Below are 25,780 nucleotides of genomic sequence, written 5' to 3'. Positions count from 1 at the left end.
AGGGACCAAGGAGTCTACCCCAGCGTTTACACGGGCGACCATACGAATCCAAAGGTTTTAGTTATACTCCACGCCCTTCTGTTTACCCTTCCCGCCCCGGAGCCCGCATGACCCAGGATCAACTCAAACAAGCCGTAGCCCAGGCGGCTGTCGACTTCATCCTCCCGAAACTGGATGACAAGAGCATCGTTGGGGTCGGCACCGGCTCCACGGCCAACTGCTTCATTGACGCACTGGCCTTGCACAAGGGCGCTTTCGACGGTGCCGTGGCCAGTTCCGAAGCCACCGCCGCACGCCTCAAGGGCCACGGAATTCCTGTGTACGAGTTGAACACCGTGAGCGATCTGGAGTTCTACGTGGACGGCGCCGATGAGAGCGACGAACACCTCAACCTGATCAAAGGCGGCGGCGCAGCCCTGACCCGCGAAAAAATCGTCGCGGCCGTGGCCAAAACCTTTATCTGCATCGCTGACGCCAGCAAGCTGGTGCCAGTGCTGGGCGCATTCCCGCTGCCGGTTGAAGTGATCCCGATGGCCCGCAGCCACGTGGCCCGCGAACTGGTCAAACTGGGCGGCGACCCGGTGTACCGCGAAGGTGTGCTGACGGACAACGGCAACATCATTCTTGACGTGCACAACCTGCAAATCGTCGATCCGGTGAAACTGGAAACTCAGATCAACGCCATCGTCGGTGTGGTGACCAACGGTTTGTTCGCTGCGCGCCCGGCGGACCTGTTGCTGCTGGGGACGCCTGAAGGCGTCAAAACCCTGAGCAAATAACCCGTAACCGTGTAGGAGCGAGCTTGCCTCGCGATCTTTTAAACCATCAAAAGATCGCGAGGCAAGCTCGCTCCTGCGCGGTGTTGATTCAGGGCTTTTTGAACACGTAAAACAGGTTCGGCTCACTCACCAGATACAACGTCCCTTCGTCGTCCATGGCGACACCTTCCGCTTGCGGCACGGACTCTTGCAGACCATTGCGGCCCTTTTTCAGCGATAACGTGCTGAACGGGCGGCCACTGATGTCCAGTTCCAGCAGCAACTTCGACTCATCCGACAGCGCCAGCAAATGACCGCTGCGCTCATCAAACTGCAAGCTCGACAAATCACGCACAAACAGTCGCGCATCACGTCGCGGGTTGGTAACCACGTGGGTGGCATAGGGTTGTTGCGGGTTGTCATGGGGAAAGCCGCGCACTTCGTAAATCAGCATCGGGTCGCGCTCTTTGGCCACAAACAGGCGCTTGCCTGCCGAATCGTACGCCAGCCCTTCGAACCCTTTGTTGCCCGACGGGCTGATGCCCAAGGTCAGTTGCTCGGCATCTGCGGCATTGAGCTCGCGGGTGGCCTCGTCGATTTTTACTTTGATCAGGCGCTGGGTGTATTCATCGGTGATCACGTAGGTGTTCTCATCAATGAACTCTATGGCCTCGGCATCACCAAACCCGGTCAGTTTTATCCGCCGCACTATCCGCCCATCCAGTGATAACTCCACCAGCTCCGGGTTTTTATTGGTCACGGTAAACAGGCTTTTGCGCACCGGGTCGTAGGTCAGGGCCGAGACATTGTCTTCAAGCCCCTCAATCACCCGGCCTTGCAGCACCGCACGGTAATCGCCCAGGTTGATGGCATTCGGGTTGGCAGGCTGCCACAGCAAACTGAGGTTGAACCAGGTTCGGTCGAACAAGCGGTAATGCTGGGCCGCGAAGCCCGCGGCCAACAGCGCCACGAGCAACACGCCCAGAAAAAGCGGGGTAGAACGGCTGACACGCGACATAAGGACAAGCTCTTGAAAAATCAGTCGGATGAAATATCACGGCTGCATGAATTCAAGCTTAATCCGTCATGGCTATTTGGCTTTCTTTTCGAAACGGTAGAAAAGATTGGGCTCGCTGACCATGTACAAGGTGCCGTTGTTATCAATCGCCACGCCTTCGGCCCGAGGGATGGTGCTCTTGAGGCCATTGAAGCCACGTAGCAGGGTCATGAAGCTAACCTGTTCGCCCAGTTCATCCAGCTCCAGCAGCAGGTGCGAATCGGCCGAAAGCACCAGCGTGTGGCCCGTGCGCGGGTCAATGCTCAGGCCCGACAAGTTGCGCAGGTCGAGCTCATCGCTCGGCACTTTCTGCTTGTTGCCCAAGAGGGTCTGGCTACCGTCGCTTTTCCACACATACATCGCCGGTGGGCGCTCTTCACCCAGCAGCAGTTGCTGACGGCGCGGGTCCCAGGCAATGGCCTCGAAGGCTTTGTTCTGATCTTTGGAAGGGCCAAGGTCGTACTTGGGGAAGTCTTTGATGTTCAGGGTCTTGGTATCGGCGTCGACTTTGACGATGGTCAATAAATGATCACGCTCATCGACGATACCCAGCAGGCCGTTCTCCATCACGGTCAAGCCTTCAGGGTTGCTCCAGCCCTCCAGGGGGATTTTGCGCAGCACATCGCCCTCAAGGCTGAGCTCAACCAGAAACGGGTTTTTGCCCATGACTGAAAACAGCGTGTTGGTCTTGGGGTTATATGACAGGTCCGAGGCCTCGTCCTTCTCCAGCCCTGTCATCGGCTTGCCATCAATGACCACGCGGTAGTTTGGCAGCCAGACACTCTCATTTTGATCGTTCTGGCTCTCAAACTGCTCCAGCACCCACAATGCACCCCGGTCGTCCCAATGCAGGATTGACGCTATCCCATAGAACAGCGCTGCCAGCAGAAAAAGCCAGGAATACCAACGCAAGCGAAAGCGCGAAGGTCGCGGGTCAGACGAGGTCTGCAGAGGGTCTGTGGCCATTAACGTGATCTTCCAGGAAATTTTGCTACGTCTAAATAACACAAAGCGGGCAAAACCGATTGCCCCTCACGCGGGTATTATGCAGAGAGTGTGTGAAATTATTGCTAAGAAGCACCGCCCTCGGTTCCCCTTCGATAGAGCGCTGCCTCAACTCAGCCCTTGAACTTACCTGCCCGAATACATCAGCACATTCGTAGGAGTTGTCTTTAATTATTTGAAGTAACAAGCGCGCATTCATCCAACCCCTTTTAAAAATCCACATTTGGTTTAAATGACGTACGACTTGTGCCCACGTATTTAACACATTCCCTCGCCTGCTAATTATTCACAAACCCCCTAGACTGCCGCCGCTCACGTCACATTAAACGTCTTGCCAGTAGGAACTTTCTGAATATGACTCAGAGATTAATAATTGCAAGATCGCTCCTTGACACTCTTGCAGCAAGACTCTTATCTAATAAACAACCAGACTCACCCGCACCCAACCTCACTATTGAACACGCTATAACGGTGCACACGGATTGTTAAACCGATTACTCCGGTAACACAGCACCCGCGCCCTTGGACGCCACCGTCCGGACTCACTCAATTGCCGTGCTCTGTGCCGCCTAAAAGTTAGACAGGAGTTTACATTTATGCCATTTACCTCACACGCCCAAAAGTTGGCAGCCCCCACACTTGCACAATCGAACAAGCAGACTATTTGTGCCCGTGCTGCCGAACAACTGTTTGTCAGCATCGCGCCCTATATAAATATGGAAGAAGGTGACTTGATTGAATTGTTCTGGGACGGCTGTTATGTATCTTCACGGCAACTTTACCGGGCCGATATAGGGCAACCGGTATCACTGCGAGTGCCTGAAAGTTTTATTCAAAACGGTACCGCCCGTCTTTATTATCGCGTGATGCACATTGGCAGCAGCCCTGCTCTTTCCGCGCAACTTAAAGTACTGGTCAAACTTGACTGCCCTGGCGGAGTGGCCATCGGAGAAGAGAACCAGGGCCTCGCGCCCTTGATGATCCCGGAGCAAATCCAACGCTACGGGGTCAATCCCAGCCAGATGAAACGCGGGGTACCGCTGACCATCGAGCCTTATCGCAACATGGCTTGCGAAGATGAAATCACCTTGCTCTGGGGGGACGTGCGCCTCGACCTGCCCAAGTTGCGCCACATCGACATCAATAAGCCCGTCAGCGTATTCGTGCCCCCTGAAATCATCCAGGAAGCCGGTGAAGACCCGAAACTTGAAATCACCTACTGCGTGATTGATCGCGTGGGCAACAACTCACGCTGGGCACCGACCCGCACGCTGAAGGTGGGCGCCAACAAGCGTTACATCAACTCTGCCCCCCGCGAAATCCTGCGGGCTGCCGAAACACGGCCCAACTGGCGCGACTGACCCTGGCGGGCAGCACGAATCATCTATCCATATTCCGAAAAGTTAGTTCTTTTAATTTTTATACTCAATTAGGGTATATGCACCGGACCACCGGACTCTCTTGCTTTACATCGCGCCGCTCAAGCGGCGCTCCAAAGATGAGGTAGGTATGGTCAGCAACACAATTACCCTTTACGGGGCATTGCGTGCAGCCAAGGAGCGGAACTAATGACTCTCTTGGCAACTGCACAACTGCAAAGCGACCTGGATGTCGCGCCCCTGTTGTTAGCAGCGCACGTCCTGCGCACCGACAACGAAGCCCTTCAAGCCGCCCACGCCCTGGCTGACGCCGCGCGTGAGCACGCTGCAAAACGCGATCAGCAACGCAAGCTGCCGTGGTCACTCATAGAAACCTTCACCCGCAGCGGTTTGGGCGGTATTTCGATAGCCCGCGAATTTGGCGGCGCGCAGGTGTCGTTTGTGACCTTGGCTGAAGTCTTCGCGATCATCTCGGCGGCCGACCCGGCGCTGGGGCAGATCCCGCAGAATCAGGTCGGGCTGCTCAACCTGATTGCCAGCGTCGCGAGCCCTTCGCAAAAAGAGCAGTTGTTCACCAGCGTGCTGCAAGGCTGGCGCATAGGTAATGCGGGCCCTGAGCGCGGCACCAAAAACACCCTCGAATTGAAAGCCCGGATCACCGCCGACGGCGATGATTTTGTGATCAATGGCCAGAAGTTCTACTCCACCGGCGCGCTGTTTGCGCACTGGATCGCCGTCAAGGCACTGAACCACGATGGCAAACAGGTCATGGCCTTTGTCCGCCGTGGCACGCCCGGCTTGCGCGTGGTCGATGACTGGTCCGGTTTCGGCCAGCGCACCACCGCCAGCGGCACGGTCCTGCTGAACAACGTAGCCGTTGAAGCAGAACTGGTGATCGACAACTGGCGCCTGGCGGAGGTGCCGAATATTCAAGGCGCGATTTCGCAGTTGATTCAGGCCGCCATTGACCTGGGCATTGCGCGCGGTGCCATTGCCGACACCATCAGCTTTGTCCGCGAGCGGTCGCGCCCCTGGGTGGATGCCAAGGTCGAGCGCAACAGCGATGACCCTTACGTGATCGCCGACATCGGCAAATTGCACATCGAGTTACACGCCGCCGAAGCGCTGTTGCGAAAAGCCGGTCGGGTGCTCGACGAGGTCAGCACGGCACCGATTGATGCAGCGGCTGCGGCCCGCGCCTCGATTGCCGTGGCCGAAGCCAAGGCACTGAGCACTGAGCTGTCGTTACTGGCCAGTGAAAAGCTGTTCGAACTGGCGGGCAGCCGCGCCACCCTTGCCGAGTTCAACCTGGACCGCCATTGGCGCAACGCACGGGTGCACACCCTGCACGACCCGGTGCGCTGGAAATACCACGCCATCGGCGCCTATCGCCTCAACGGCACTTTGCCTGCACGGCATTCCTGGATCTAACGGAGACACCCATGTCACTGATATCCAAACAGGTCCCGGTCATCCAGAGCGATGCCGAGGCCCTGAGCGTAGCGCGTGAGCTGGCCGCCCATTTCAAACGCGAAAGCACCGTGCGAGATCGCGAACGGCGCCTGCCTTTTGATGAGCTGGAACTGTTTTCCCACACCGGTCTGTGGGGCATCACCGTGCCCAAGGCCTATGGCGGCGCAGGCGTATCCAACGTCACCCTCGCCGAAGTGGTCAGCCTTATTTCGGCGGCCGACAGCTCGCTGGGGCAAATCCCGCAGAACCATTTCTATGCCCTCGAAGTGCTCCGGGTAAACGGCAGCGAAGCGCAAAAACAACGGCTGTACACCGAGGTGTTAAACGGCCAGCGCTTTGGCAATGCCCTGGCCGAACTGGGCACCAAAACCGCCCACGATCGCACCACGCATTTGGCCAAGGTCGAACACGGCTATCGCATCAATGGCCGCAAGTTCTACGCCACCGGCGCGCTGTATGCGCAGCGTATTCCGACCTCGGTAGTAGATGACCACGGCGTGCAGCACCTGGCGTTTGTGCGCAGCGACAGCGACGGCCTGAACGTGATCGACGACTGGAGCGGCTTCGGCCAGCGCACCACGGGCAGCGGCTCGGTGGTGTTCGACAACGTGTTTGTTGCCAGCGATGACGTGATCCCGTTTCAAAGCGCCTTTGAACGCCCGACGCCGGTCGGCCCGCTGGCGCAGATTCTGCACGCGGCCATCGACACCGGCATCGCCCGCGCCGCCTTTGAAGACGCGCTGAACTTTGTGCGGCACAAAACCCGGCCCTGGATCGACGCCACCACCGACATTGCCAGTGAAGACCCGCTCACCCTTAAAAGCTTCGGCCAGTTAAGCGTGCGCCTGCATGCGGCTGAAGCCCTGCTGGAGCGTAGCGGCGAGTTCCTCGACATCGCCCAGACCAACACCACCGCCAGCACCGTCGCAGCCGCCTCGATTGCCGTGGCCGAAGCCCGCGCCATCAGCACCGAAGTGGCCCTGAGTGCGGCCAGCACCCTGTTTGAACTGGCCGGCAGCCAGGCCACCCTGGCCGAATACGGCCTTGACCGCCACTGGCGCAACGCCCGCGTGCACACCCTGCACGACCCGGTGCGCTGGAAGTACCACGCTGTCGGTAACTACTACCTCAACAGTGAAAACCCACCGCTGCGGGGGACCATCTGATGAGCAAAAAGAAAATCCTGCTCAATGCGTTCAACATGAACTGCATCGGGCATATCAACCACGGGTTGTGGACGCATCCGCGCGACACCTCAACGCGCTACAACACTCTGGAATACTGGACCGAGCTGGCGCAACTGCTGGAACGCGGGCTGTTTGACGGGCTGTTTATCGCGGATATCGTCGGCGTTTACGACGTTTATCAACAGTCGGTTGATGTTCCGCTTAAAGAATCCATCCAGTTGCCGGTCAACGACCCATTGCTGTTGGTTTCAGCCATGGCCGCCGTCACCAAAAACCTCGGTTTTGGTTTGACCGCCAACCTGACCTACGAGCCGCCGTACCTGTTCGCACGGCGCATGTCGACCCTCGATCACCTGACCCGTGGCCGCGTGGGCTGGAACATCGTCACTGGCTACCTGGACAGCGCCGCCAAGGCCATGGGCCTGACCGAACAAGTGGAACACGACCGCCGTTACGACCAGGCCGACGAATACCTGGAGGTGCTCTACAAGCTCTGGGAAGGCAGCTGGGAAAACGACGCCGTGCTCAACGATCCGGCGCAGCGTATCTACGCCCGGCCCGACAAAGTGCACAAGGTCAAACACGCGGGCGAGTTCTATCAGGTCGAGGGCTACCACCTGTGCGAACCGTCGCCACAGCGCACCCCCGTGCTGTTTCAAGCGGGCAGCTCGGACCGCGGGCTGGCCTTTGCCGGGCGCCATGCCGAATGCGTGTTCATCAGCGGGCAGACCAAGGCCGCGACCAAACTCCAGGTTGACCGGGTGCGCGCCAGCGCGGCTGCATCGGGCCGCAACCCGGATGACATCAAAGTGTTTATGGGCCTGAACGTAATCGTCGCGCCGACCGAAGCCCTGGCGCTGGCCAAGCGTGAGGAATACCTGGCCTACGCCAGCGCCGAAGCCGGGGTCGCGCATTTCTCCAGCTCCACCGGCATCGACTTTGCCGATTACGAGCTGGACGAGCCGATCCAGTACGTGAAAAGCAACGCCATCCAGTCCGCGACCAAAGTGCTGCAAAACAACGACTGGACGCGCCGCAAGTTGCTCGAACAACACGCCTTGGGCGGGCGCTACATCACCGTGGTCGGCTCCCCCAAACAGGTTGCCGATGAACTGGAGTCGTGGATCGAGCAAACCGGCCTGGACGGCTTCAACCTGACCCGCATTGTCACGCCCGAAAGCTACGCCGACTTCATTGATTTGGTGATCCCCGAGCTGCAACGCCGGGGCTCTTACAAAACCGCCTATGACACCGGCAGCCTGCGGCAAAAACTGTTTGTCGAAGGCGACGCGCACCTGCCTGAACGGCATACCGGCGCTTCTTTTAGACCTTAAAAACTGTAGGAGCGAGCTTGCCTCGCGATCTTTTAAAGATCAAAAGATCGCGAGGCAAGCTCGCTCCTACAAGACCGAATGATGCCCTTTTGACCGGATGAATTTCATGAACAAAAAACACGCTCTGGTTCTCGCGCTCGGCCTGTTCAGCAGCCTTGCCTTCGCCGCCGAAAAACCGCTCAAAGTCGGCACCACCGCCGCCTTCGCCATTCCGCTGGAAGCCGCTGTGGCGGAAGCGGACAAACAAGGCCTGAAAGTTGAACTGGTGGAATTCACCGACTGGATCGCCCCCAACGTCAGCCTCGCCAGCGGTGACATTGACGTGAACTACTTCCAGCACATCCCGTTCCTGGAAAACGCCAAGGCCGCCAGCGGCTTTGATCTGGTGCCGTACGCACCGGGCGTGATCAACAACGTGGGCCTGTATTCGAAGAAGTACAAAAGCTTTGATGAACTGCCCACCGGCGCCACCGTGGCCATCGCCAACGACCCGATAAACAGTGGCCGTGGCCTGCAATTGCTGGCCAAGGCCGGGCTGATCACGCTCAAACCTGGCGTGGGTTACAAAGCCACCGAAGAAGACATCACCGACAACCCGAAAAAACTGAAAATCCTGCAAGTCGAAGCCGTGCAACTGGTGCGCGCCTACGACGATGCCGACCTGGTGCAGGGCTACCCGGCTTACATCCGTCTGGCCAAAACCTTCGATGCCACCTCCGCAATCCTGTTCGACGGCATCGACCACCCGGAATACGTGATTCAGTTCGTCATCCAGCCCAAGAGCAAAGACGACCCGCGCCTGGCCAAGTTCATCGACATTTACCAGCACTCACCGGTGGTCAAAGCCTCGCTGGATAAAACCTACGGCACCCTGTACCAACCTGGCTGGAAGAACTGACGATGAACCTGGCCCTTGATCGCGCCCGGCTCGACGAGCCGCAGCCCGATGCCGTTCGCACCGAACTGCACCCGGAGCTGACCAACGCCCACGTGCGCTTTATTGGCGTGGGCAAAACTTATGACGGCCGCCAAGGCCCGGTAGACGCCCTCAAAGGCATTGATCTGGCGATTCAGCGCGGTGAGATCTTCGGCATTATTGGTCGCAGCGGCGCCGGTAAATCGTCGTTGATTCGCACCATCAACCGCCTTGAACAGCCCAGCAGCGGGCGGGTGTTGATTGATCAAATCGACATCGGCGGGTTTGACGAAGACAAGCTGGTGGCGTTGCGCCGCCAGATCGGCATGATCTTTCAGCACTTCAATCTGATGTCGGCCAAGACCGTGTGGCAGAACGTCGAGCTGCCGCTCAAGGTAGCGGGTGTGCCCAAGCCGCAACGCGAACAGAAAGTCCGCGAGCTGCTGGAACTGGTGGGCCTGCAAGGCAAGCACACGGCCTACCCGGCTCAACTCTCCGGCGGGCAAAAGCAACGTGTGGGCATTGCCCGCGCACTGGTCCACGACCCGCAGATTTTGCTCTGCGACGAGGCTACCTCGGCCCTCGACCCGGAAACCACCCAGTCGATCCTTGGCTTGCTGCGCGAGATCAACCAGCGCCTGGGCCTGACCATCATCCTCATCACCCACGAAATGGCGGTGATCCGCGACATTTGCCACCGCGTGGTGGTGCTGGAGCAAGGCCGTGTCGTGGAGCAAGGCCCGGTGTGGCAAGTGTTTGGCGACCCGCAACACGAGGTCAGCAAAACCTTGCTCGCCCCCCTGCAAGACAACCTGCCCGAGGCGCTGCAACACCGTATCAGCGCAACACCACAGTCATCGCAATCGAGCGTGATTCTACGCCTGCGCTTCACCGGCGGTCAGGCCCAGGAGCCTGATCTGGGCGCGTTGTTCAACGCCTTGGGCGGCCAGGTGCGTTTGCTCCATGGCGGCGTCGAGCAGATCCAGGGGCATGCCTTGGGGCAACTGCTGCTCAGCGTGACCAGCGCCTCACTGGGGGCAGAAGAACTGCGCAAGCGCGCTGAACAATGGGCACAACAAGTCGAGGTGCTGGGCTATGGGGTTTGATCGTTTATGGCAGGGCGTGATCGACACCTTTTTGATGGTCGGCGTGTCGTCACTTATTGCGTTGATTCTGGGTATTCCGCTGGCGGTGATTCTGGTCACCAGCGGCAAGGGCGGCATCTATGAAGCCCCGGCGCTGAACAAAGCCCTGGGCGCGTTTGTAAACCTGTTCCGTTCCATCCCGTTTCTGATTTTGATGGTGGCGCTCATTCCGTTTACCCGGCTGATTGTCGGCACCACTTACGGTGTGTGGGCGGCCGTCGTGCCGCTGACCATCGCCGCCACGCCGTTTTTTGCGCGCATTGCCGAAGTGAGCCTGCGCGAGGTGGATCACGGGCTGATCGAAGCTGCCCAGGCGATGGGCTGCAAACGGCATCACATCATCAGGCACGTGCTGCTGCCTGAAGCGTTACCAGGCATTGTCGGGGGTTTTACCATCACCATCGTCACCATGATCAACTCTTCGGCCATGGCCGGGGCGATTGGTGCCGGGGGCCTGGGCGACATTGCCTACCGCTACGGTTACCAGCGCTTTGACACCCAGGTCATGCTCACCGTGATTGTTTTGTTGGTGGTGCTGGTGGCGGTGATTCAGCTCGGCGGCGATCGTTTGGCGCGTGTGCTGAACAAACGCTGAGGTATAGTCGGCGGCAACACCGCCGCCGACCGAGCCTGCAATGACCCTGGACCCCACCACCCTCGAACAGATTGCTGCCACCACCCTGGCGCATTACCAGCAGAGTGCCGAAGGCTTTCGCGAAGGCACGCGCGACCACGACGTCAGCCAGAACATCGACGCCTTGCTGCGCCACCTTCAGGGCGCGGCGCCGTTCACGATTCTGGATTTCGGCTGCGGCCCTGGCCGCGACCTGCAAGCCTTCACCCGTTTGGGGCATGTCGCCATCGGCCTGGACGGTACCGAGCGCTTCACCCAAATGGCCCGCGAAGACAGCGGCTGTGAAGTGTGGCACCAGGACTTTCTCAAGCTAGATCTGCCGGCTGAGCGCTTTGACGGCATCTTCGCCAACGCCTCGTTATTTCATGTCCCGACCCAAGCGCTTGAGCGCGTGCTGAGTGAACTGCACGCCAGCCTCAAACCGGGCGGCGTGCTGCTCAGCTCCAACCCGCGCGGCGACAACCGAGAAGGCTGGAATGGCCAGCGTTACGGCGCGTATCACGACCTCGAACACTGGCGCGCGCTGCTCACTGCGGCGGGTTTTACCGAGCTCGAACACTACTACCGCCCCACCGGCCTGCCCCGCGATCAGCAACCATGGCTGGTGAGTGTCTGGCGTAAGTAACCCCTTTTTTTGTAGGAGCGAGCTTGCCTCGCGATCTTTTGATCGTTTAAAAGATCGCGAGGCAAGCTCGCTCCTACAGTGGGGCGGTGTGTTTATAGCCAGATGGCATCCCAGTGAGGGTAGTCACCCAAACGCTTGACCAAGCCTGCCCGCAAGGGGTTGGCAACGATATAGCGGGCAGCATGAACCACATCTTCGTCATAACGGATTGCCCGGTCGTGATAGCCCTTTTGCCAAAGCTTGAGCGGGCTTCCTTGTGCCACGCCAATGCTCATGGCCGCACGTGATTTTGTGCGCTGCATCACCGTTGAAAGACTGGCGTGCTTGAGCTCGATCAGCCAATGAAAGTGATCCGGCATCACGACCCACGCCAGTGATGTGACGTAACGCTCTTGATGAGTTCGCTTCAGTTCATTGACCAATAAGCGAGCAACAAGGAAATCACTGAAGAACGGCTCACGATTTTTCACCACTGCAGTGACCAGATAAATACGGCCACTTTCGGAATATCTTCCTGTTCGTAACCGACATCCATGAGCCGAATCCGCCATTCCCTTTCCTTGTGAATAAGCATCAAAAGAAAAAGGTTAGTGTCGTCGCGGCAATAGCGGACCCCGCCTGTGGTTCTGAATATGTCCAAAACCCTCTGTAGGAGCGAGCTTGCCTCGCGATCTTTTCACCCATAAAAAAACCCCGAAGGGCTCGCGCCTTTCGGGGTTGTGGGTCTTGGCATGGGTTACAACTTGGCGATGGACACTTCGGTGGATTTTACGAAGGCGATCACTTCGCTGCCGACCACCAGTTCCAGCTCTTTGACCGAGCGGGTGGTGATGACGGAGGTGACGATGCCGGAGGCGGTTTGTACGTCGATTTCGGACAGTACGTCGCCCAGGACGATTTCTTTGATGTGGCCTTTGAATTGGTTACGAACGTTGATGGCTTTGATGGTCATGGTGTCGATTCCTGTCTTGAGAAAAGTAGGTTTAAAGCGCCCAACGCAGTTGCGTAGGCAGCGGTGCAACAGGGTCTGGCTCAGGTGGCGAGCCAGGTAAAGCGAGCACTCGGTGAAGCACTTCGGTTTCCAGTGCCGCCAGTCGATGTGAACCACGCACCCGAGGGCGCGGCAGTTCGACGGTGAGGTCGAGCCCCACTTCACCGTCTTCGATCAGGATGACCCGGTCAGCAATCGCAACCGATTCGCTGACGTCATGGGTCACCAGTAATACGGTGAATCCATGCTGGCGCCACAGGCGTTCGATCAGTTGTTGCATCTCGATGCGGGTCAGCGCATCCAGTGCACCCAAAGGTTCGTCCAGCAAAAGCAAACGCGGTTGGTGGATCAAGGCGCGGGCCAGCGCTACACGCTGCTTTTGCCCGCCCGACAAGGCCGCCGGCCATTCATTGGCGCGCTCGGCCAGGCCGACTTCTTCCAGCGCCTTGAGGGCTTTTGGCCGCCAGTCGCCTTTGAGGCCAAGGCCCACGTTGTCGATGACTTTTTTCCAGGGCAGCAAGCGCGCTTCCTGAAACATTAAGCGTGTGTCTTCACGCGCTTCTTGCAGCGGCGCGCTGCCGGCTAGCAGTTCACCGCCCGTGGGCTGGTCAAGCCCGGCCAGCAGGCGCATCAAGGTGCTTTTGCCGCAACCGCTGCGGCCCACAATGGCGACAAACTGGCCTGCCGGAATGTGCAGGTTGATGCCACGCAGCACCAGACGATCGCCAAAGGCTTTTTGCAGGCCCTTGACCACCAGCGGGATGCCCTGACGCAAATGCGGAGGTTGTTGAGCTGTCATGCGGCACCGCCTTTTGGCACTTGATAAGCCGGGTGCCAGCGCAACCAGACACGTTCCAGACCTCGGGCGGCAGTGTCTGCCAGCTTGCCGAGGATCGCGTACATCACAATGGCCAAGACCACCACGTCAGTCTGCAGGAACTCCCGGGCGTTCATCGCCAGGTAGCCAATGCCGGAGCTGGCGGAAATGGTTTCAGCCACGATCAGCGTCAGCCACATAAAGCCCAGGGCGAAGCGCACACCGACCAGAATCGACGGCAGCGCGCCCGGCAGGATCACTTGCCAAAACAGGCTGAAACCCGACAGGCCGTAGCTGCGCGCCATTTCTACCAGCGCCGGATCGACGTTGCGGATGCCGTGATACGTGTTGAGGTAGATCGGGAACAAAGTGCCCAACGCCACCAGAAAAATCTTCGCTGACTCGTCGATGCCGAACCACAAAATCACCAGCGGGATCAGCGCCAGGTGCGGCACGTTACGGATCATTTGCACCGAGCTGTCGAGCAGGCGCTCGCCCCACTTCGACAGGCCGGTGATAAAGCCCAGCGCCAGGCCGATGCTGCCGCCGATCGCGAAGCCCACACCGGCACGCCAACCGCTGATGGCGAGGTGTTTCCAGATCTCGCCACTGCGTACCAACTCCACGCCCGCTTCAATCACTGCAATGGGTGAGGGCAGGATCCGCGTCGACAACCAGCCCGCCGACACCGACAACTGCCACACCGCCAACAGCAACACGGGCAATGCCCAGGGGGCAAACGTGTGGGCGATTTTATGAAGGCTTGTAGCCTTTGCCGTACTCATTCTCGCCTCAGTTCTGCGACGCAGCTTTAGGGAGGATGTCGTTGGCGACCATTTCGCCAAACGGGCTCACATAGCCTGCGCTTTTCGGCAGTTCCGGGCGCTCGATGTCCAAGTGCGGGAACAGCAGTTCAGCCACGCGGTACGACTCTTCCAGGTGGGGATAACCCGAAAAAATAAAGGTGTCGATGCCCAGGTCTGCGTATTCCTTGACCCGCGCCGCAACGGTTGGGCCGTCACCGACCAGTGCCGTGCCCGCGCCGCCGCGAACCAGGCCCACGCCCGCCCACAGGTTAGGGCTGACTTCGAGGTTGTCGCGGCTGCCGCCGTGCAGCGCAGCCATGCGCTGCTGGCCTACCGAGTCAAAGCGCGACAGTGATGCCTGGGCACGGGCGATGGTGTCGTCGTCCAGGTGCGAGATCAGTTTGTCGGCGGCTTTCCATGCCTCTTCGTTGGTTTCACGCACGATCACGTGCAGGCGAATACCGAAGCGCACGGTGCGGCCGAGCTTGGCGGCCTTGTCGCGCACTTGCTGGATTTTTTCTGCGACCGCAGCCGGCGGCTCGCCCCAGGTCAGAACCATTTCAACCTGTTCGGCGGCCAGGTCTTGCGCTGCTTCTGACGAGCCACCGAAGTACAGCGGCGGACGCGGTTGCTGGATCGGCGGGTAGAGCAGCTTGGCGCCTTTGACCTGGATGTGCTGGCCGTCGTAGTCAACGGTTTCGCCTTCCAGTACGCGGCGCCAGATGCGGGTGAATTCCACCGAGGCCTGATAGCGCTCTTCGTGGCTCAGGAACAGGCCGTCACCGGCCAGTTCGTCCGGGTCACCGCCGGTGACAAGGTTGAACAGGGCACGGCCACCGGACAGTCGGTCCAGGGTCGCCGCCTGGCGCGCCGCAACGGTGGGCGAAATAATGCCGGGGCGCAGGGCCACCAAGAATTTCAGGCGCTGGGTCACCGGGATCAGCGAGGCGGCCACCAGCCAGGAGTCTTCGCATGAGCGTCCAGTCGGGATCAGTACCCCGCCAAAACCCAGGCGGTCTGCGGCTTGCGCCACTTGTTGCAGGTAACCGTGATCAACAGCGCGAGCACCTTCGGAGGTGCCAAGGTAATGGCCATCTCCGTGGGTAGGCAGGAACCAGAAAATGTTGAGGCTCATGGAGTGGTCTCCTAAAGGGGTACGGCAAGCATTAAGGGGCTGTGGCCGCAGTGGCGGGCGGCGTCCAGATCACGTCTTTAATCGTCAACGGCTTGGGGATGAGCTTGAGCTGGTAAAAACTGTCGGCAATTTTTTGCTGCGCGTTGACCACTTCCGGGGTCAGGAACTGCGCGCCGTAACCCTGGCGTTTCACCGAGGTTTCGGTGATATCGACCGGCAGGCCGAGCAGCGGAGCAACCTGCTGGGTCACTTCGTCAGGGTGTGCCTTGGCCCACTCACCGACATTGCGCACCTCTTCGATCAGGGTTTCGATGACTTTGGGGTGCTTTTCAGCAAACGGTTTGGTCGCCAGGTAGAACTGGTGGTTGTCAGCAATGCCGGTCGCGTCACGCAGCGTACGGGCGTGCAGTTGTTGCTCGGCGGCGGCCTGGTACGGGTCCCAAATAACCCAGGCATCAACACTGCCACGCTCAAAGGCGGCACGGGCGTCCGCAGGCGGCAGGAAGACGGTCTGGATGTCGGTGTATTTCAGGCCGGCGTCTTCAAGGGCGCGCACCAGCAGGTAGTGCACGTTGGAGCCTTTGTTGAGGACAACTTTTTTGCCTTTGAGGTCTTTGACCGAGGTGATAGGCGAGTCTTTGGGCACCAGAATCGCTTCGCTGGTCGGCGCTGGCGGCTCGTACGCGACGTACAGCAGGTCGGCACCAGCAGCCTGGGCAAACACGGGCGGGGTTTCGCCGGTTACGCCGAAGTCGATGGAGCCTACGTTGAGACCTTCCAGCAACTGTGGGCCGCCCGGAAATTCAGTCCATTGCACGTCCACGCCCTGATCGGCCAGACGCTTTTCCAGCGTGCCTTTGGCCTTGAGCAGCACCAGCGTGCCGTACTTCTGGTAGCCAATACGTACGGTATCGGCCTGGGCTTGCAATGCCACGCCTAATGACACTGCTGCAGCCAGCAATGTGGCCAAACCACGACGCAAAATGACAGGGCGCATGGCGCTCTCCTTTATTTTTGTTCTGTAGGAGCGAGCTTGCCTCGCGATCTTTTAAAAGATCCGAAGATCGCGAGGCAAGCTCGCTCCTACAGTTGTGAGTAAGTTCAGATACTCCAGCGAGCCGTGCGCAGGCGCTCGTTGAGGATGTCGGGGTCCAGCGGTTTTGGGCGACGGGCCAGGGCGCTGTAAAAGTGCTCCAGTGACTCGTTCAAACGTTGTTCCAGCACCGGCACCAACTGCGCCTGAGCGCTGCCTTCGCCGTAAGCAATCTGGCTGTCTTCGGCAAAGATGCCGTGCAGCATTTCCTGGGCCTTTAACGCCGACAGCACGGGCTTCAGTGCGTAGTCCACGGCCAGCATGTGGGCGATGCTGCCGCCGGTCGCGATGGGCAACACCACTTTGTGGCTCAAGGCACGTTCAGGCAGCAGGTCGAGGATGGTTTTCAGCGCACCGCTGAAAGAGGCCTTGTACACCGGAGTCGCAATCACCAGGCCGTCGGCCCGCTCAATCTGCTCCAGCAGGTCGATAATTTTTGGACTGTCGAAACGCGCATGCAGCAGGTCTTCAGCCGGAAAGTCACGTACCTGGTAACTCACCACTTCGACGCCATTCTGGTTGAGCCAGTGTTTGGCGCGGTCCAGCAACACCCCGGAACGGGAGCGTTGACTTGGGCTACCTCCGATTGTCACAACCAGCATTTACGGTTTCCTTGAATGAAATTTTTCAATTTTCTGTCAGCGTTTTCGCTTAGATGGAACTGACCTTAACAGGTGTTTTTTATATCCATAAATCATATTTGTTCATTTGTTTATTCCTTAAACGCATATGAATTGGCAGGCAAAAAAAAGGCCGTCGAAACGGCCAAAACCCTGTGACTTTGAAGGTGATGAATACGGTCGTTACTTGTTTGGCTGTGGCGTCAGGCGCAGGTAGGGCTTCACAGCGCGATAACCTTTAGGGAAGCGTTTGTTGATTTCGTCTTCGTCTTTGAGCGATGGCACGATCACGACTTCGTCGCCGTCTTGCCAGTTGGCCGGGGTGGCCACTTTGTAGTTGTCGGTGAGTTGCAGCGAATCAACCACACGCAGAATTTCGTTGAAGTTACGCCCCGTGCTGGCCGGATAAGTAATGGTCAGGCGGATCTTTTTGTTCGGGTCAATCACGAACAGTGAACGCACGGTAAGGGTGTCGCTGGCGTTAGGGTGGATCAGGTCGTAGAGGTCGCTGACCTTGCGATCGGCGTCGGCCAGGATCGGGAAGTTGACGACTGTGTTTTGCGTTTCGTTGATGTCGCCAATCCACTTGTGGTGCGAGTCTACCGGGTCAACCGACAGCGCGATGGCCTTGACGCCACGCTTGGCAAACTCATCCTTGAGCTTGGCGGTGAAGCCCAGTTCAGTGGTGCACACCGGCGTGAAATCAGCCGGGTGAGAAAACAAAATGCCCCAGCTGTCGCCCAGCCAATCGTGAAACTTGATGGTGCCAGCGCTGGAATCCTGTTCGAAATCGGGGGCGATATCGCCAAGTCTTAGGCTCATGGTGCAGCTCCTTTTTTGTCGTGAGTGGCAGGGCGTGATGGGCTTACTCTGCCTGCTCCACCAACTAATTAAAAAGAATAAATATCGATTTAATTAGAACCAAAAGGAATACTAAAAACTGTTTCATTGGACGCGACAAAGCACCAGGTCCACTCTGGATTCAGGTTTAGGCAAGGGGAGCGGCAAGGAGCTGCGACTACTCAATGTGTTACGAATGAGCCGTCTGGCCCTTCGGTAAACACCCTGCCCGGCATTGCGCCGGGCAGGATTTTTCTTACTTTTACGTCTTACTTTTTTTCGCTACAACAGACTTACAACAGTGGGATCGAGTAGCTCACGATCACACGGTTTTCGTCCTGGTTGCGCTGGCCAGCAATGGTGTTGCGCCACATGGCGTTTTTCCACATGAAGCCCAGGTTCTTCAGAGCACCTTCCTGAACAACGTAAGCCACGGTGATGTCGCGTTCCCACTCGGTTGCGCCATCGTTGGTTTGTACTTTGCTGGCGTTGTAAGTGTCGATGTTGTTGCCGCGCAGGTACACAGCACCGGCGGTCAGGCCAGGTACGCCAACCTTGGCGAAGTCATACGAGTAGCGTGCTTGCCAGGTACGTTCGCCAGCACGGCCGAACTTCTGGATTTGCGAGTCGGTGATGGTGTAGTTCGACGAACCGTCGCCCTGGTTCAGCCAAGGGAAGTCGCTGCTGCCGTTGCTGACCTGGTAGCCGCCACCGAAGGTGTGGCCTTCAACCGAGTACAGGAACAAGGCGCTGTACAGGTTGTTGTCGACCTTGCCTTTGCCGCTCGCCAGGCTCTGGTAGTTGCCGCTGCTGTAGTACGCAGGGTCGTAACCATTACGGCCGTCGTCTTTGCTGTTGAAGTAGCGCAGGTCAGACTTCAACACGCCCGGGCCGATTGCCCAATTGTGGACCAGGCCCAGGAAGTTCTGTTTGTAGAACTTGTCCAAGTTGCCGTAGTAGTACTGAACCAACAGGTCCTTGTTGATTTTGTAGTCACCACCGGCATAGACGAATTTGTTGCTGTTGGCTGTACGAGCGTTCGCACCACCAATGGACATTTGTTCGTTGCTGCTGGAGTTACGGCCTTTAACGTGCTCGATCTGACCGGCGATCAGGGTCAGGTCCTTGATCTCGTTGGAGGTGACCTGGCCACCTTCAAAGGTCTGTGGCAGCAGACGACCATCGTTATAGGAGATGACCGGCAGTTTCGGCATCAGGGTGCCGTAACGCAGTTCGGTCTGGGAGAACTTGGCTTTGGCAGTCACGCCCAGGCTTGAGAAGTCATTAACCGCTTTGCCGTTGGACTTGCTCGGGAACACAGTGCCGCCGTACGACGTCGAGGTAGCGCCGTTGGTGCCGCCGCCCGAATCAAGACGTACGCCCAGCAGAGCGATAGCGTCCAGACCGAAACCCACAGTACCTGCGGTAAAGCCCGAGGTGTAATCCACCTGGAAGCCTTGGCCCCACTCTTCTTGCTTGCTCTGAGCGCCTGCAGCTTTAGTGCCTGCGTCGCGGTTGTCGGTGTTGATGTAGAAGTTACGCAGTTTCAGCGTCGCTTTGCTGTCTTCGATGAACCCTTCAGCGCTCGCTTGTTGCGCCAGCAAGCCGAGGGCTACAGCCACGGCTACGGTGGACTTCTTCATGGTGCTGCTCCTTTGAATTCTAATTTTTGTAGTTCTTTAGCCCGAAATCTGACGTCTCGGTGCTCCAGATGCGCGATTAGCGCCAGACAGTGACTGCCAAGTCAATCGTAACGTTTGAGGTTTACGACCTTTGTCTAGTCCTCTGCGGTGCGTGCGTAGGTTAAAGACTTTTTTATAAACCAAAAAAGAATTATTTCAAGATCCTTCATAACTTATTGGCATATTAAAGGAAATTTCCTACGACCACGCGGGCGGATGCTATCGGCCTTTGGTCTTATTTATAAATAGATTTTTATGAAATTTTTAATAAGCGTTCATGTCACGGCGCTGAAGCGATTTTCTGCGACCGGAAAAACCCGTTAAAGCTCGTGCGCGCGCACGTTAAGAAGGATCAATTACTTCATAAGCTAATGCATAAAAGTTATTTATTTACTCATTCTTAGATCATTTAACCTCGCATCCAGCCAATTAACGGCCGCCAGCCGAGGATTCCCCCAGATGAAACTGAACACCCCCCTACGCCTTTTGGCTGCACTCTCTCTGGCCGGTGCCAGTTTCTTTGCGCAAGCGGCCAACGACGTAACCGTGGCTTACCAAACCACCGTTGACCCGGCCAAAGTGGCCCAGGCTGACGGCGTTTACGAAAAAGCTACCGACGCCAAAATCAACTGGCGAAAATTTGATAACGGTGCCGACATCATTGCCGCCATCGCCTCGGGCGACGTGCAAATCGGCTACCTGGGGTCGAGCCCGCTGACCGCCGCCATCACCCGCGGTGTTCCGGTCGAAACCTTTTTGGTCGCCACCCAGATTGGCGGTGCTGAAGCCCTGGTAGCCCGCAACGGCTCCGGCATCAACAGCCCACAAGACCTGGTAGGCAAAAAAGTCGCCGTGCCGTTTGTCTCGACCGGCCACTACAGCCTGCTGGCAGCGTTGAAACACTGGAACATCGACCCGTCCAAAGTGACCATCCTGAACCTCGCACCACCGGCCATTATCGCGGCCTGGAAGCGCGGTGATATCGACGCCACTTACGTGTGGGACCCGGCACTGGGTGTGGCCAAGGACAGCGGCAAAGTGCTGATTACCTCTGGCGAACTGGGCAAGCTCGGCGCCCCCACCTTTGATGCCTGGATTGTGCGCAAGGACTACGCGGCCAAGCACCCGGAAATCGTCAAGGAATTCGCCAAAGTTACCCTGGATGCCTACGCCGACTACAACAAGGACCCTAAATCCTGGGTTGCCAACCCAAGCAACGTCGCCAAGGTAGAGAAGCTCTCCGGCGCCAAGGCCGCTGACATTCCTGGCCTGCTGGAAGGCAACGTTTACCCGGTAGCGGCTGAACAAAAAGTGTTGCTGGGTGCACCGACCACCAAAGCCCTGACGGACACCGCCGCCTTCCTGAAAGAGCAAGGCAAGGTCGACGCTGTGCTGCCGGATTACGCACCGTCAGTGACCGCCCAGTTCGTCACTCAATAACCCACGCCAACTGAGGAATCGACCGTCATGGCCTTGTTATCACTGGAGCGCATCAGCGCACAGTACCCAGGCGCAGCTGAGCCGGTGCTGTCGGATATTTCCGTCAATCTCGGACCTCAGCAGCTGCTGGTCGCACTTGGCCCTTCGGGCAGCGGGAAAACCTCGCTGCTCAACCTGATTGCCGGTTTTGTTGAACCTAGCTCCGGGCGCATCACTCTGGATGGCGCCCCGGTCAAAGGCCCGAGCGCTGAACGCGGCGTGGTGTTTCAAGACGACGTTTTGCTGCCTTGGCAAGACGTCTTGGCCAACGTTGCTTTCGGCCTGGAACTGGCCGGCGTGGCACGCAGCAAACGCGAAGCGCGTGCCCGTGAAATGCTCGCGCTGGTGGATTTGTCAGGTTTTGAAAAGCGCCGTGTGTGGGAGCTGTCCGGCGGTCAACGCCAGCGTGTGGGCCTGGCCCGTGCTTTGGCGGCCGACCCGCGTGTGCTACTGATGGACGAACCCTTCGGCGCCCTTGATGCGTTCACCCGTGAACAGATGCAAGAGCTGTTGCTGCAAGTGTGCAAACGCACCGACAAACCCGTGTTCCTGATTACCCACGACATTGAAGAGGCCGTGTTTTTGGCCACGGATCTGATTCTGTTGGCGCCCAACCCTGGCCGTATTGTTGAGCGCCTGACCCTGGATTTCGGTCAGCGTTATAACGCTGGCGAGTCCGCTCGCTCGATCAAGTCCGACCCCCGCTTTATCGAAACCCGTGAACACGTACTTGAACGAGTGTTTTCACAACGTGGTGCCGCCCAGCGGCAGGAGCGCGCATGAGCAGTTATGAAGTCGCCGCAGCCCCCGTTGCTGCACCTCACGCGCCGCGCCCGGCAAAGCGCAGCCTGAGCACACGCTGGATCAGCGTGCTGACCCTCGCCACCTTGATCCTTGCCTGGTGGGGCGTAACCGCCGCCGGCTTGATCGAACCGCTGTTTTTACCGCCACCGTCTGCCGTGCTGGAAAAAGGCTGGTTGCTGGCGACCAAAGGCTACATGGATTCCACCCTGTGGCAGCATTTGAGCGCGAGCCTGAGCCGTATCGGCCTGGGGCTTGGCTTTGCGATTTTGACCGCCGTGCCGGTGGGCATTGCCATCGGCCATAACCGCATTGCGCGGGGCATTTTTGACCCGCTGATCGAGTTCTACCGCCCGATCCCGCCGCTGGCTTACTTGCCGCTGATCGTGATCTGGTGCGGCATTGGCGAACTGTCGAAAGTGCTGCTGATTTACCTGGCGATTTTTGCCCCGATTGCGATTGCGACCGCCACCGGCGTGCGTACCGTCGACCCGGCCAAGATCCGCGCCGCACAGTCGTTGGGCGCCACGCGCTGGCAGTTGATCCGCCATGTGATTATGCCGAGCGCCTTGCCGGATATTTTGACCGGTATCCGCATTGGCCTCGGGGTCGGCTGGTCGACGTTGGTTGCGGCAGAGCTGATCGCCGCCACCAGCGGCCTGGGTTTTATGGTGCAGTCTGCCGCACAGTTTTTAGTCACGGATGTAGTGGTGCTGGGCATTCTGGTGATCGCCATCATCGCCTTCGCCATGGAAATGGGCCTGCGCGCCCTGCAACGCAAACTGGTGCCGTGGCACGGCCAGGTTCACTAATTACACCGAATATCACACGACGCCGACCCATCGGCGCGCTGCTAGCGAGACGACCATGAGCCTGACCGTTACCCCCATTAGCTCTGCCCTTGGCGCCCAGATTGACGGCGTTGACCTGACCCAACCACTGAGCCTGGAACAGCGCGATGCCATCGAGCAGGCGTTGCTTCAGCACCAGGTGATTTTCTTCAAAAACCAGGTCATCACCCCGCAACAGCAAGCGCGTTTTGCCGCCAACTTTGGTGACCTGCACATTCACCCGATTTACCCCAACGTACCGGAGCAGCCTGAAGTGCTGGTGCTGGACACGGCCGTGACCGACGTACGCGACAACGCGGTGTGGCACACCGACGTGACCTTTTTGCCAACCCCTGCGCTGGGTGCGGTCTTGAGCGCCAAGCAACTGCCGGCCTTCGGCGGCGATACCTTGTGGGCCAGCGGCATCGCGGCCTTTGAGGGCTTGTCCAAACCGCTGCAAGTGCTGCTGGACGGCCTGACCGCCACCCACGACTTCACCAAATCGTTCCCGCTGGAGCGTTTTGGCTCGACCCCCGAAGACCTCGCGCGCTGGGAACAGACCCGCAAAAACAACCCGCCGCTGTCCCACCCGGTGGTGCGCACGCACCCGGTGAGCGGGCGTAAATCGTTGTTCGTCAACGAAGGCTTCACCACCAAAATCAATGAGCTGTCAGAGGCCGAAAGCGACGCAATTTTGAAGTTGCTGTTTGCCCACGCCACCCGCCCTGAATACACCATCCGCTGGCGCTGGCAAGAAAACGACGTGGCCTTCTGGGACAACCGCGTCACCCAGCATTACGCCGTGGACGACTACCGCCCCAACCGTCGCGTGATGCACCGCGCGACCATTTTGGGTGATGCGCCGTTCTGATTTGAAAGCGGCGCACGTCCTTTGCCCCTCACCCCAGCCCTCTCCCGAGGGAGAGGGAGCTTAATCGCGGTGTTCTCAGGTTCAGAGCATGGCTTGCAGACCGCAGAATATCGACAACATCCCCCAATCGGTTCCTTCTCCCTCCAGGTGAGGGAGCTTTACGGTTGTCGTTTTGGCAAAAACGGCGGCAGGTATAACCCTAAATACGCATCCACCACGCGCAGGCCTTCTTCGGCCATGCGCGGGGTGATGCTGTCGTGCAACTGGATCGAGCGGGCATACACCCGATCACCCAGCTCCATTGCCAAGGCGAATACGTCGACGTCTTGCGGCAGTACTGGCAATTCAAAATGGCGCATAAACAACGCGTGCAGCAGTTGCCCCAGTTCCAGGTCGTGCTGACGGTCGGCCCGGGTGACTTCGGTAAGGCCGTGCTGCGCCAGGATCAGTTGCCGGGCCGCTGCGTCTTCGCTGTAGATAGTCATCATGCGCTGCTCGACCACCCGTGACAGATCACGCCAGGTCGCTAATGCGTCGTGGTCGATGGGCGCTTGCAGGCAGGCGCGGAAAGCTCCGTGCACATCCTCGGTCAGGGCTTCGAGCAAGGCAGGCACGCTGGCGAAGAAGTGATACACCGATGACGGCGGGATACCGGCATGCTCGGCCACGCTGTAAATCGACAGGCTGGCGACGCCCTGTGTCGCCAGCAAGGTCCGGGCGGCGGCAAGGATCGAATCAATTCGGCCCTGGCTGCGTGCGCGAGGTTTGCGAGGGGTGGCTCGTGGTGTGGCGAGGCGCGTCATGGGTGTCTCCTGCGGGGCTGCAGGCATTGTACGAGCCGGGTCAACCGATTGCACAGCGCAAAAAAAACGCCACGGGCGGTAAAGCCCGTGGCGTTTCTTGAGTACTGCAATCGCTTATACGGTATGCAGGTACCAGTTGTATTCGAGGTCGGAGATGGAGTGTTCAAACTCTTCCAGCTCGCTCTCTTTACAGGCCACAAAAATATCGATGTATTTTGGATCGATGTATTTGGCCATGACCTCGCTATCGTCCAACTCACGCAGTGCATCACGCAGGTTGTTCGGCAGGCTTTGCTCGTTTTGCTCGTAGGAGTTGCCTTCTACAGGAGCACCCGGTTCGATTTTGTTGGTCAGACCGTGGTGAACACCGGCCAGCACAGACGCCATCAGCAAGTACGGGTTGGCATCGGCACCGGCAACCCGGTGTTCGATACGCACGGCATCGGAAGAACCGGTCGGTACGCGGATCGCGACCGTACGGTTGTCCAGGCCCCAGCACGGCGAGTTCGGCACGTAGAACTGTGCGCCGAAACGACGGTAGGAGTTGACGTTAGGGCAAAGGAACGCCATCTGCGCCGGTAGGGTCTCGAGCACACCGCCGATCGCGTGACGCAATGCGGCGTTCTGCTCGGGATCCTCGCTGGCAAAAATATTTTTGCCATCTTTGTCCAGAATCGAAATATGGACGTGCAGCCCGTTGCCTGCCTGGCCTGGGTAAGGCTTGGCCATGAAGGTGGTGTCCATCTCATGGTCGTAGGCGATGTTTTTAATCAGACGCTTGAGCAGTACCGCGTAGTCGCAGGCCTTGATCGGGTCGGCAACGTGGTGCAGGTTCACTTCGAACTGCGCCGGGGCACTTTCTTTAACGATGGCGTCAGCCGGAATGCCTTGCTCTTTGGCACCTTCCAGAATGTCCTGGAGGCAGTCGACGTATTCGTCGAGGTCGTCGATCAGGTAAACCTGTGTCGAGTGCGGGCGCTTGCCGGAAATCGGGGAGCGTGGCGGTTGTGGGCGGCCGTTTACGTTCTCCTGGTCGATCAGGTAGAACTCCAGCTCAAAGGCTGCGCAAATGGTCAGGCCAAGATCGTCAAATTTGGTAACAACTTGACGCAGTACTTCGCGCGGATCGGCGAAGAAAGGGTCACCTTCAAGTTCGTGCATGGTCATCAGCAGTTGCGCGGTTGGGCGCTTTTGCCATGGCTCGTTGCACAGGGTGTCAGGGATTGGATAACAGATTCGGTCTGCGTCGCCGATGTCCAGACCCAAGCCGGTGCTTTCCACCGTTGAGCCATTGATATCCAGGGCAAATAAAGAGGCAGGCAAGTTGATGCCCTTCTCGTAAACCTTGTGGAGGCTGGTGCGTTCGATGCGCTTGCCGCGCACCACACCATTCATATCCGCAATTAGAAGGTCTACGTACAGAACCTCAGGATGATCCTTAAGGAACGCGTTCGCTTCGTTAAGCTGAACGGCACGCGGGGGTACCGACATGATGCAAC

26 protein-coding genes are annotated in these 25,780 nt (G+C 58.4%); 13 read left to right on the top strand and 13 right to left on the bottom strand.

Going from position 1 to position 25,780, the window contains the following annotated elements; translation table 11 throughout:
- Positions 1 to 107: 107 nt before the first annotated feature.
- Entirely contained in the window at positions 108 to 779 is a 672-nt protein-coding gene (gene rpiA / locus ACJJU9_RS00850) for a ribose-5-phosphate isomerase RpiA (RefSeq protein WP_048371069.1), read from the top strand.
- 88 nt (positions 780 to 867) lie between these two features.
- Here rpiA and ACJJU9_RS00845 read toward each other — a convergent pair whose 3' ends face one another.
- Together ACJJU9_RS00845 and ACJJU9_RS00840 are read right to left on the bottom strand one after the other, a co-directional pair.
- Positions 868 to 1,776 (bottom strand): SdiA-regulated domain-containing protein, encoded by a 909-nt coding sequence (locus ACJJU9_RS00845; RefSeq protein WP_153372542.1) that lies wholly within the window; start codon positions 1,774 to 1,776, stop codon positions 868 to 870.
- 72 nt (positions 1,777 to 1,848) lie between these two features.
- On the bottom strand, positions 1,849 to 2,781 hold the full coding sequence (locus ACJJU9_RS00840; protein ID WP_048371073.1) for an SdiA-regulated domain-containing protein: 933 nt from the start codon (positions 2,779 to 2,781) through the stop codon (positions 1,849 to 1,851).
- A 635-nt stretch (positions 2,782 to 3,416) separates the two neighbouring features.
- Between ACJJU9_RS00840 and ACJJU9_RS00835 the strand changes: the two genes are divergently transcribed.
- The 8 genes from ACJJU9_RS00835 to ACJJU9_RS00800 all read left to right on the top strand — a co-directional run bounded on the left by ACJJU9_RS00835 (position 3,417) and on the right by ACJJU9_RS00800 (position 11,513).
- Complete coding sequence (locus tag ACJJU9_RS00835) at positions 3,417 to 4,181, top strand: hypothetical protein (protein ID WP_407729854.1); 765 nt, start codon at positions 3,417 to 3,419, stop codon at positions 4,179 to 4,181.
- A gap of 207 nt (positions 4,182 to 4,388) precedes the next feature.
- Positions 4,389 to 5,630 (top strand): SfnB family sulfur acquisition oxidoreductase, encoded by a 1,242-nt coding sequence (locus ACJJU9_RS00830; RefSeq protein ID WP_407729853.1) that lies wholly within the window; start codon positions 4,389 to 4,391, stop codon positions 5,628 to 5,630.
- Between the two features lie 11 nt (positions 5,631 to 5,641).
- Positions 5,642 to 6,838, top strand: a complete 1,197-nt coding sequence (locus tag ACJJU9_RS00825) for an SfnB family sulfur acquisition oxidoreductase (RefSeq protein ID WP_153332194.1) — start codon at positions 5,642 to 5,644, stop codon at positions 6,836 to 6,838.
- Positions 6,838 to 8,193, top strand: a complete 1,356-nt coding sequence (locus ACJJU9_RS00820) for an LLM class flavin-dependent oxidoreductase (protein ID WP_407729852.1) — start codon at positions 6,838 to 6,840, stop codon at positions 8,191 to 8,193. The genes ACJJU9_RS00825 and ACJJU9_RS00820 overlap by 1 nt, the downstream gene beginning before the upstream one ends.
- Positions 8,194 to 8,299: 106 nt before the next feature.
- Positions 8,300 to 9,091: a MetQ/NlpA family ABC transporter substrate-binding protein gene (locus ACJJU9_RS00815; protein WP_048371082.1), complete on the top strand. Its 792-nt coding sequence runs from the start codon at positions 8,300 to 8,302 to the stop codon at positions 9,089 to 9,091.
- A 2-nt stretch (positions 9,092 to 9,093) separates the two neighbouring features.
- Positions 9,094 to 10,215, top strand: a complete 1,122-nt coding sequence (locus ACJJU9_RS00810; RefSeq protein WP_153372532.1) for a methionine ABC transporter ATP-binding protein — start codon at positions 9,094 to 9,096, stop codon at positions 10,213 to 10,215.
- Entirely contained in the window at positions 10,205 to 10,849 is a 645-nt protein-coding gene (locus ACJJU9_RS00805) for a methionine ABC transporter permease (protein WP_407729851.1), read from the top strand. The genes ACJJU9_RS00810 and ACJJU9_RS00805 overlap by 11 nt, the downstream gene beginning before the upstream one ends.
- A 40-nt stretch (positions 10,850 to 10,889) precedes the next feature.
- Positions 10,890 to 11,513, top strand: coding sequence for a class I SAM-dependent methyltransferase (locus tag ACJJU9_RS00800; protein ID WP_153335948.1), 624 nt, complete (start codon positions 10,890 to 10,892; stop codon positions 11,511 to 11,513).
- 92 nt (positions 11,514 to 11,605) lie between these two features.
- On the opposite strand, the gene ACJJU9_RS00795 is transcribed toward ACJJU9_RS00800, so the two are convergent.
- The 9 genes from ACJJU9_RS00795 to ACJJU9_RS00755 form a co-directional block, all read right to left on the bottom strand.
- A complete protein-coding gene (locus ACJJU9_RS00795; RefSeq protein WP_048390913.1) occupies positions 11,606 to 12,064 on the bottom strand; it encodes an REP-associated tyrosine transposase in 459 nt (152 codons plus the stop codon).
- A 185-nt stretch (positions 12,065 to 12,249) separates the two neighbouring features.
- Entirely contained in the window at positions 12,250 to 12,465 is a 216-nt protein-coding gene (locus ACJJU9_RS00790) for a molybdopterin-binding protein (RefSeq protein ID WP_003444581.1), read from the bottom strand.
- 31 nt (positions 12,466 to 12,496) lie between these two features.
- Entirely contained in the window at positions 12,497 to 13,303 is an 807-nt protein-coding gene (gene ssuB, locus ACJJU9_RS00785; RefSeq protein ID WP_048371090.1) for an aliphatic sulfonates ABC transporter ATP-binding protein, read from the bottom strand.
- Entirely contained in the window at positions 13,300 to 14,106 is an 807-nt protein-coding gene (gene ssuC, locus ACJJU9_RS00780; RefSeq protein ID WP_048390911.1) for an aliphatic sulfonate ABC transporter permease SsuC, read from the bottom strand. Before ssuC ends, ssuB begins: the two co-directional genes overlap by 4 nt.
- Before the next feature lie 7 nt (positions 14,107 to 14,113).
- The gene (gene ssuD, locus ACJJU9_RS00775; RefSeq protein WP_407729850.1) at positions 14,114 to 15,262 is read right to left on the bottom strand and encodes an FMNH2-dependent alkanesulfonate monooxygenase; all 1,149 of its coding nucleotides are present in this window, start codon (positions 15,260 to 15,262) and stop codon (positions 14,114 to 14,116) included.
- A gap of 31 nt (positions 15,263 to 15,293) precedes the next feature.
- Entirely contained in the window at positions 15,294 to 16,259 is a 966-nt protein-coding gene (locus tag ACJJU9_RS00770) for a sulfonate ABC transporter substrate-binding protein (RefSeq protein WP_048371094.1), read from the bottom strand.
- Positions 16,260 to 16,363: 104 nt separating this feature from the next.
- A complete protein-coding gene (gene ssuE, locus ACJJU9_RS00765; RefSeq protein WP_048371096.1) occupies positions 16,364 to 16,957 on the bottom strand; it encodes an NADPH-dependent FMN reductase in 594 nt (197 codons plus the stop codon).
- A 201-nt stretch (positions 16,958 to 17,158) separates the two neighbouring features.
- Positions 17,159 to 17,797 carry a peroxiredoxin gene (locus tag ACJJU9_RS00760; RefSeq protein WP_048371098.1) on the bottom strand — a complete coding sequence of 213 codons (639 nt, stop codon included), beginning with the start codon at positions 17,795 to 17,797 and terminating at the stop codon, positions 17,159 to 17,161.
- A 311-nt stretch (positions 17,798 to 18,108) separates the two neighbouring features.
- Complete coding sequence (locus ACJJU9_RS00755) at positions 18,109 to 19,458, bottom strand: OprD family porin (RefSeq protein ID WP_048389194.1); 1,350 nt, start codon at positions 19,456 to 19,458, stop codon at positions 18,109 to 18,111.
- A 498-nt stretch (positions 19,459 to 19,956) separates the two neighbouring features.
- Here ACJJU9_RS00755 and tauA point away from each other — a divergent pair, with 498 nt between their 5' ends.
- The 4 genes from tauA to tauD are packed head-to-tail and all read left to right on the top strand — an operon-like array spanning position 19,957 to position 23,478.
- A complete protein-coding gene (gene tauA / locus ACJJU9_RS00750; protein ID WP_407729849.1) occupies positions 19,957 to 20,937 on the top strand; it encodes a taurine ABC transporter substrate-binding protein in 981 nt (326 codons plus the stop codon).
- A 27-nt stretch (positions 20,938 to 20,964) separates the two neighbouring features.
- Positions 20,965 to 21,759, top strand: a complete 795-nt coding sequence (gene tauB / locus ACJJU9_RS00745; protein ID WP_407729848.1) for a taurine ABC transporter ATP-binding subunit — start codon at positions 20,965 to 20,967, stop codon at positions 21,757 to 21,759.
- Complete coding sequence (gene tauC / locus ACJJU9_RS00740; protein WP_048371105.1) at positions 21,756 to 22,589, top strand: taurine ABC transporter permease TauC; 834 nt, start codon at positions 21,756 to 21,758, stop codon at positions 22,587 to 22,589. The genes tauB and tauC overlap by 4 nt, the downstream gene beginning before the upstream one ends.
- A gap of 55 nt (positions 22,590 to 22,644) precedes the next feature.
- Positions 22,645 to 23,478 carry a taurine dioxygenase gene (gene tauD / locus ACJJU9_RS00735; protein ID WP_048389187.1) on the top strand — a complete coding sequence of 278 codons (834 nt, stop codon included), beginning with the start codon at positions 22,645 to 22,647 and terminating at the stop codon, positions 23,476 to 23,478.
- 158 nt (positions 23,479 to 23,636) lie between these two features.
- On the opposite strand, the gene ACJJU9_RS00730 is transcribed toward tauD, so the two are convergent.
- Both ACJJU9_RS00730 and ACJJU9_RS00725 read right to left on the bottom strand, forming a co-directional pair.
- A complete protein-coding gene (locus ACJJU9_RS00730) occupies positions 23,637 to 24,281 on the bottom strand; it encodes a TetR/AcrR family transcriptional regulator (RefSeq protein ID WP_194289213.1) in 645 nt (214 codons plus the stop codon).
- 114 nt (positions 24,282 to 24,395) lie between these two features.
- Positions 24,396 to 25,772 (bottom strand): glutamine synthetase family protein, encoded by a 1,377-nt coding sequence (locus tag ACJJU9_RS00725; RefSeq protein WP_048371112.1) that lies wholly within the window; start codon positions 25,770 to 25,772, stop codon positions 24,396 to 24,398.
- Positions 25,773 to 25,780: the final 8 nt, after the last annotated feature.

The sequence above is a fragment of the Pseudomonas helleri genome (assembly GCF_045830615.1).
Classification (GTDB): domain Bacteria; phylum Pseudomonadota; class Gammaproteobacteria; order Pseudomonadales; family Pseudomonadaceae; genus Aquipseudomonas; species Aquipseudomonas helleri.
The sequence above is the reverse complement of the archived record's forward strand: the minus strand, read 5'-3'. Positions and strand labels throughout refer to the sequence as shown.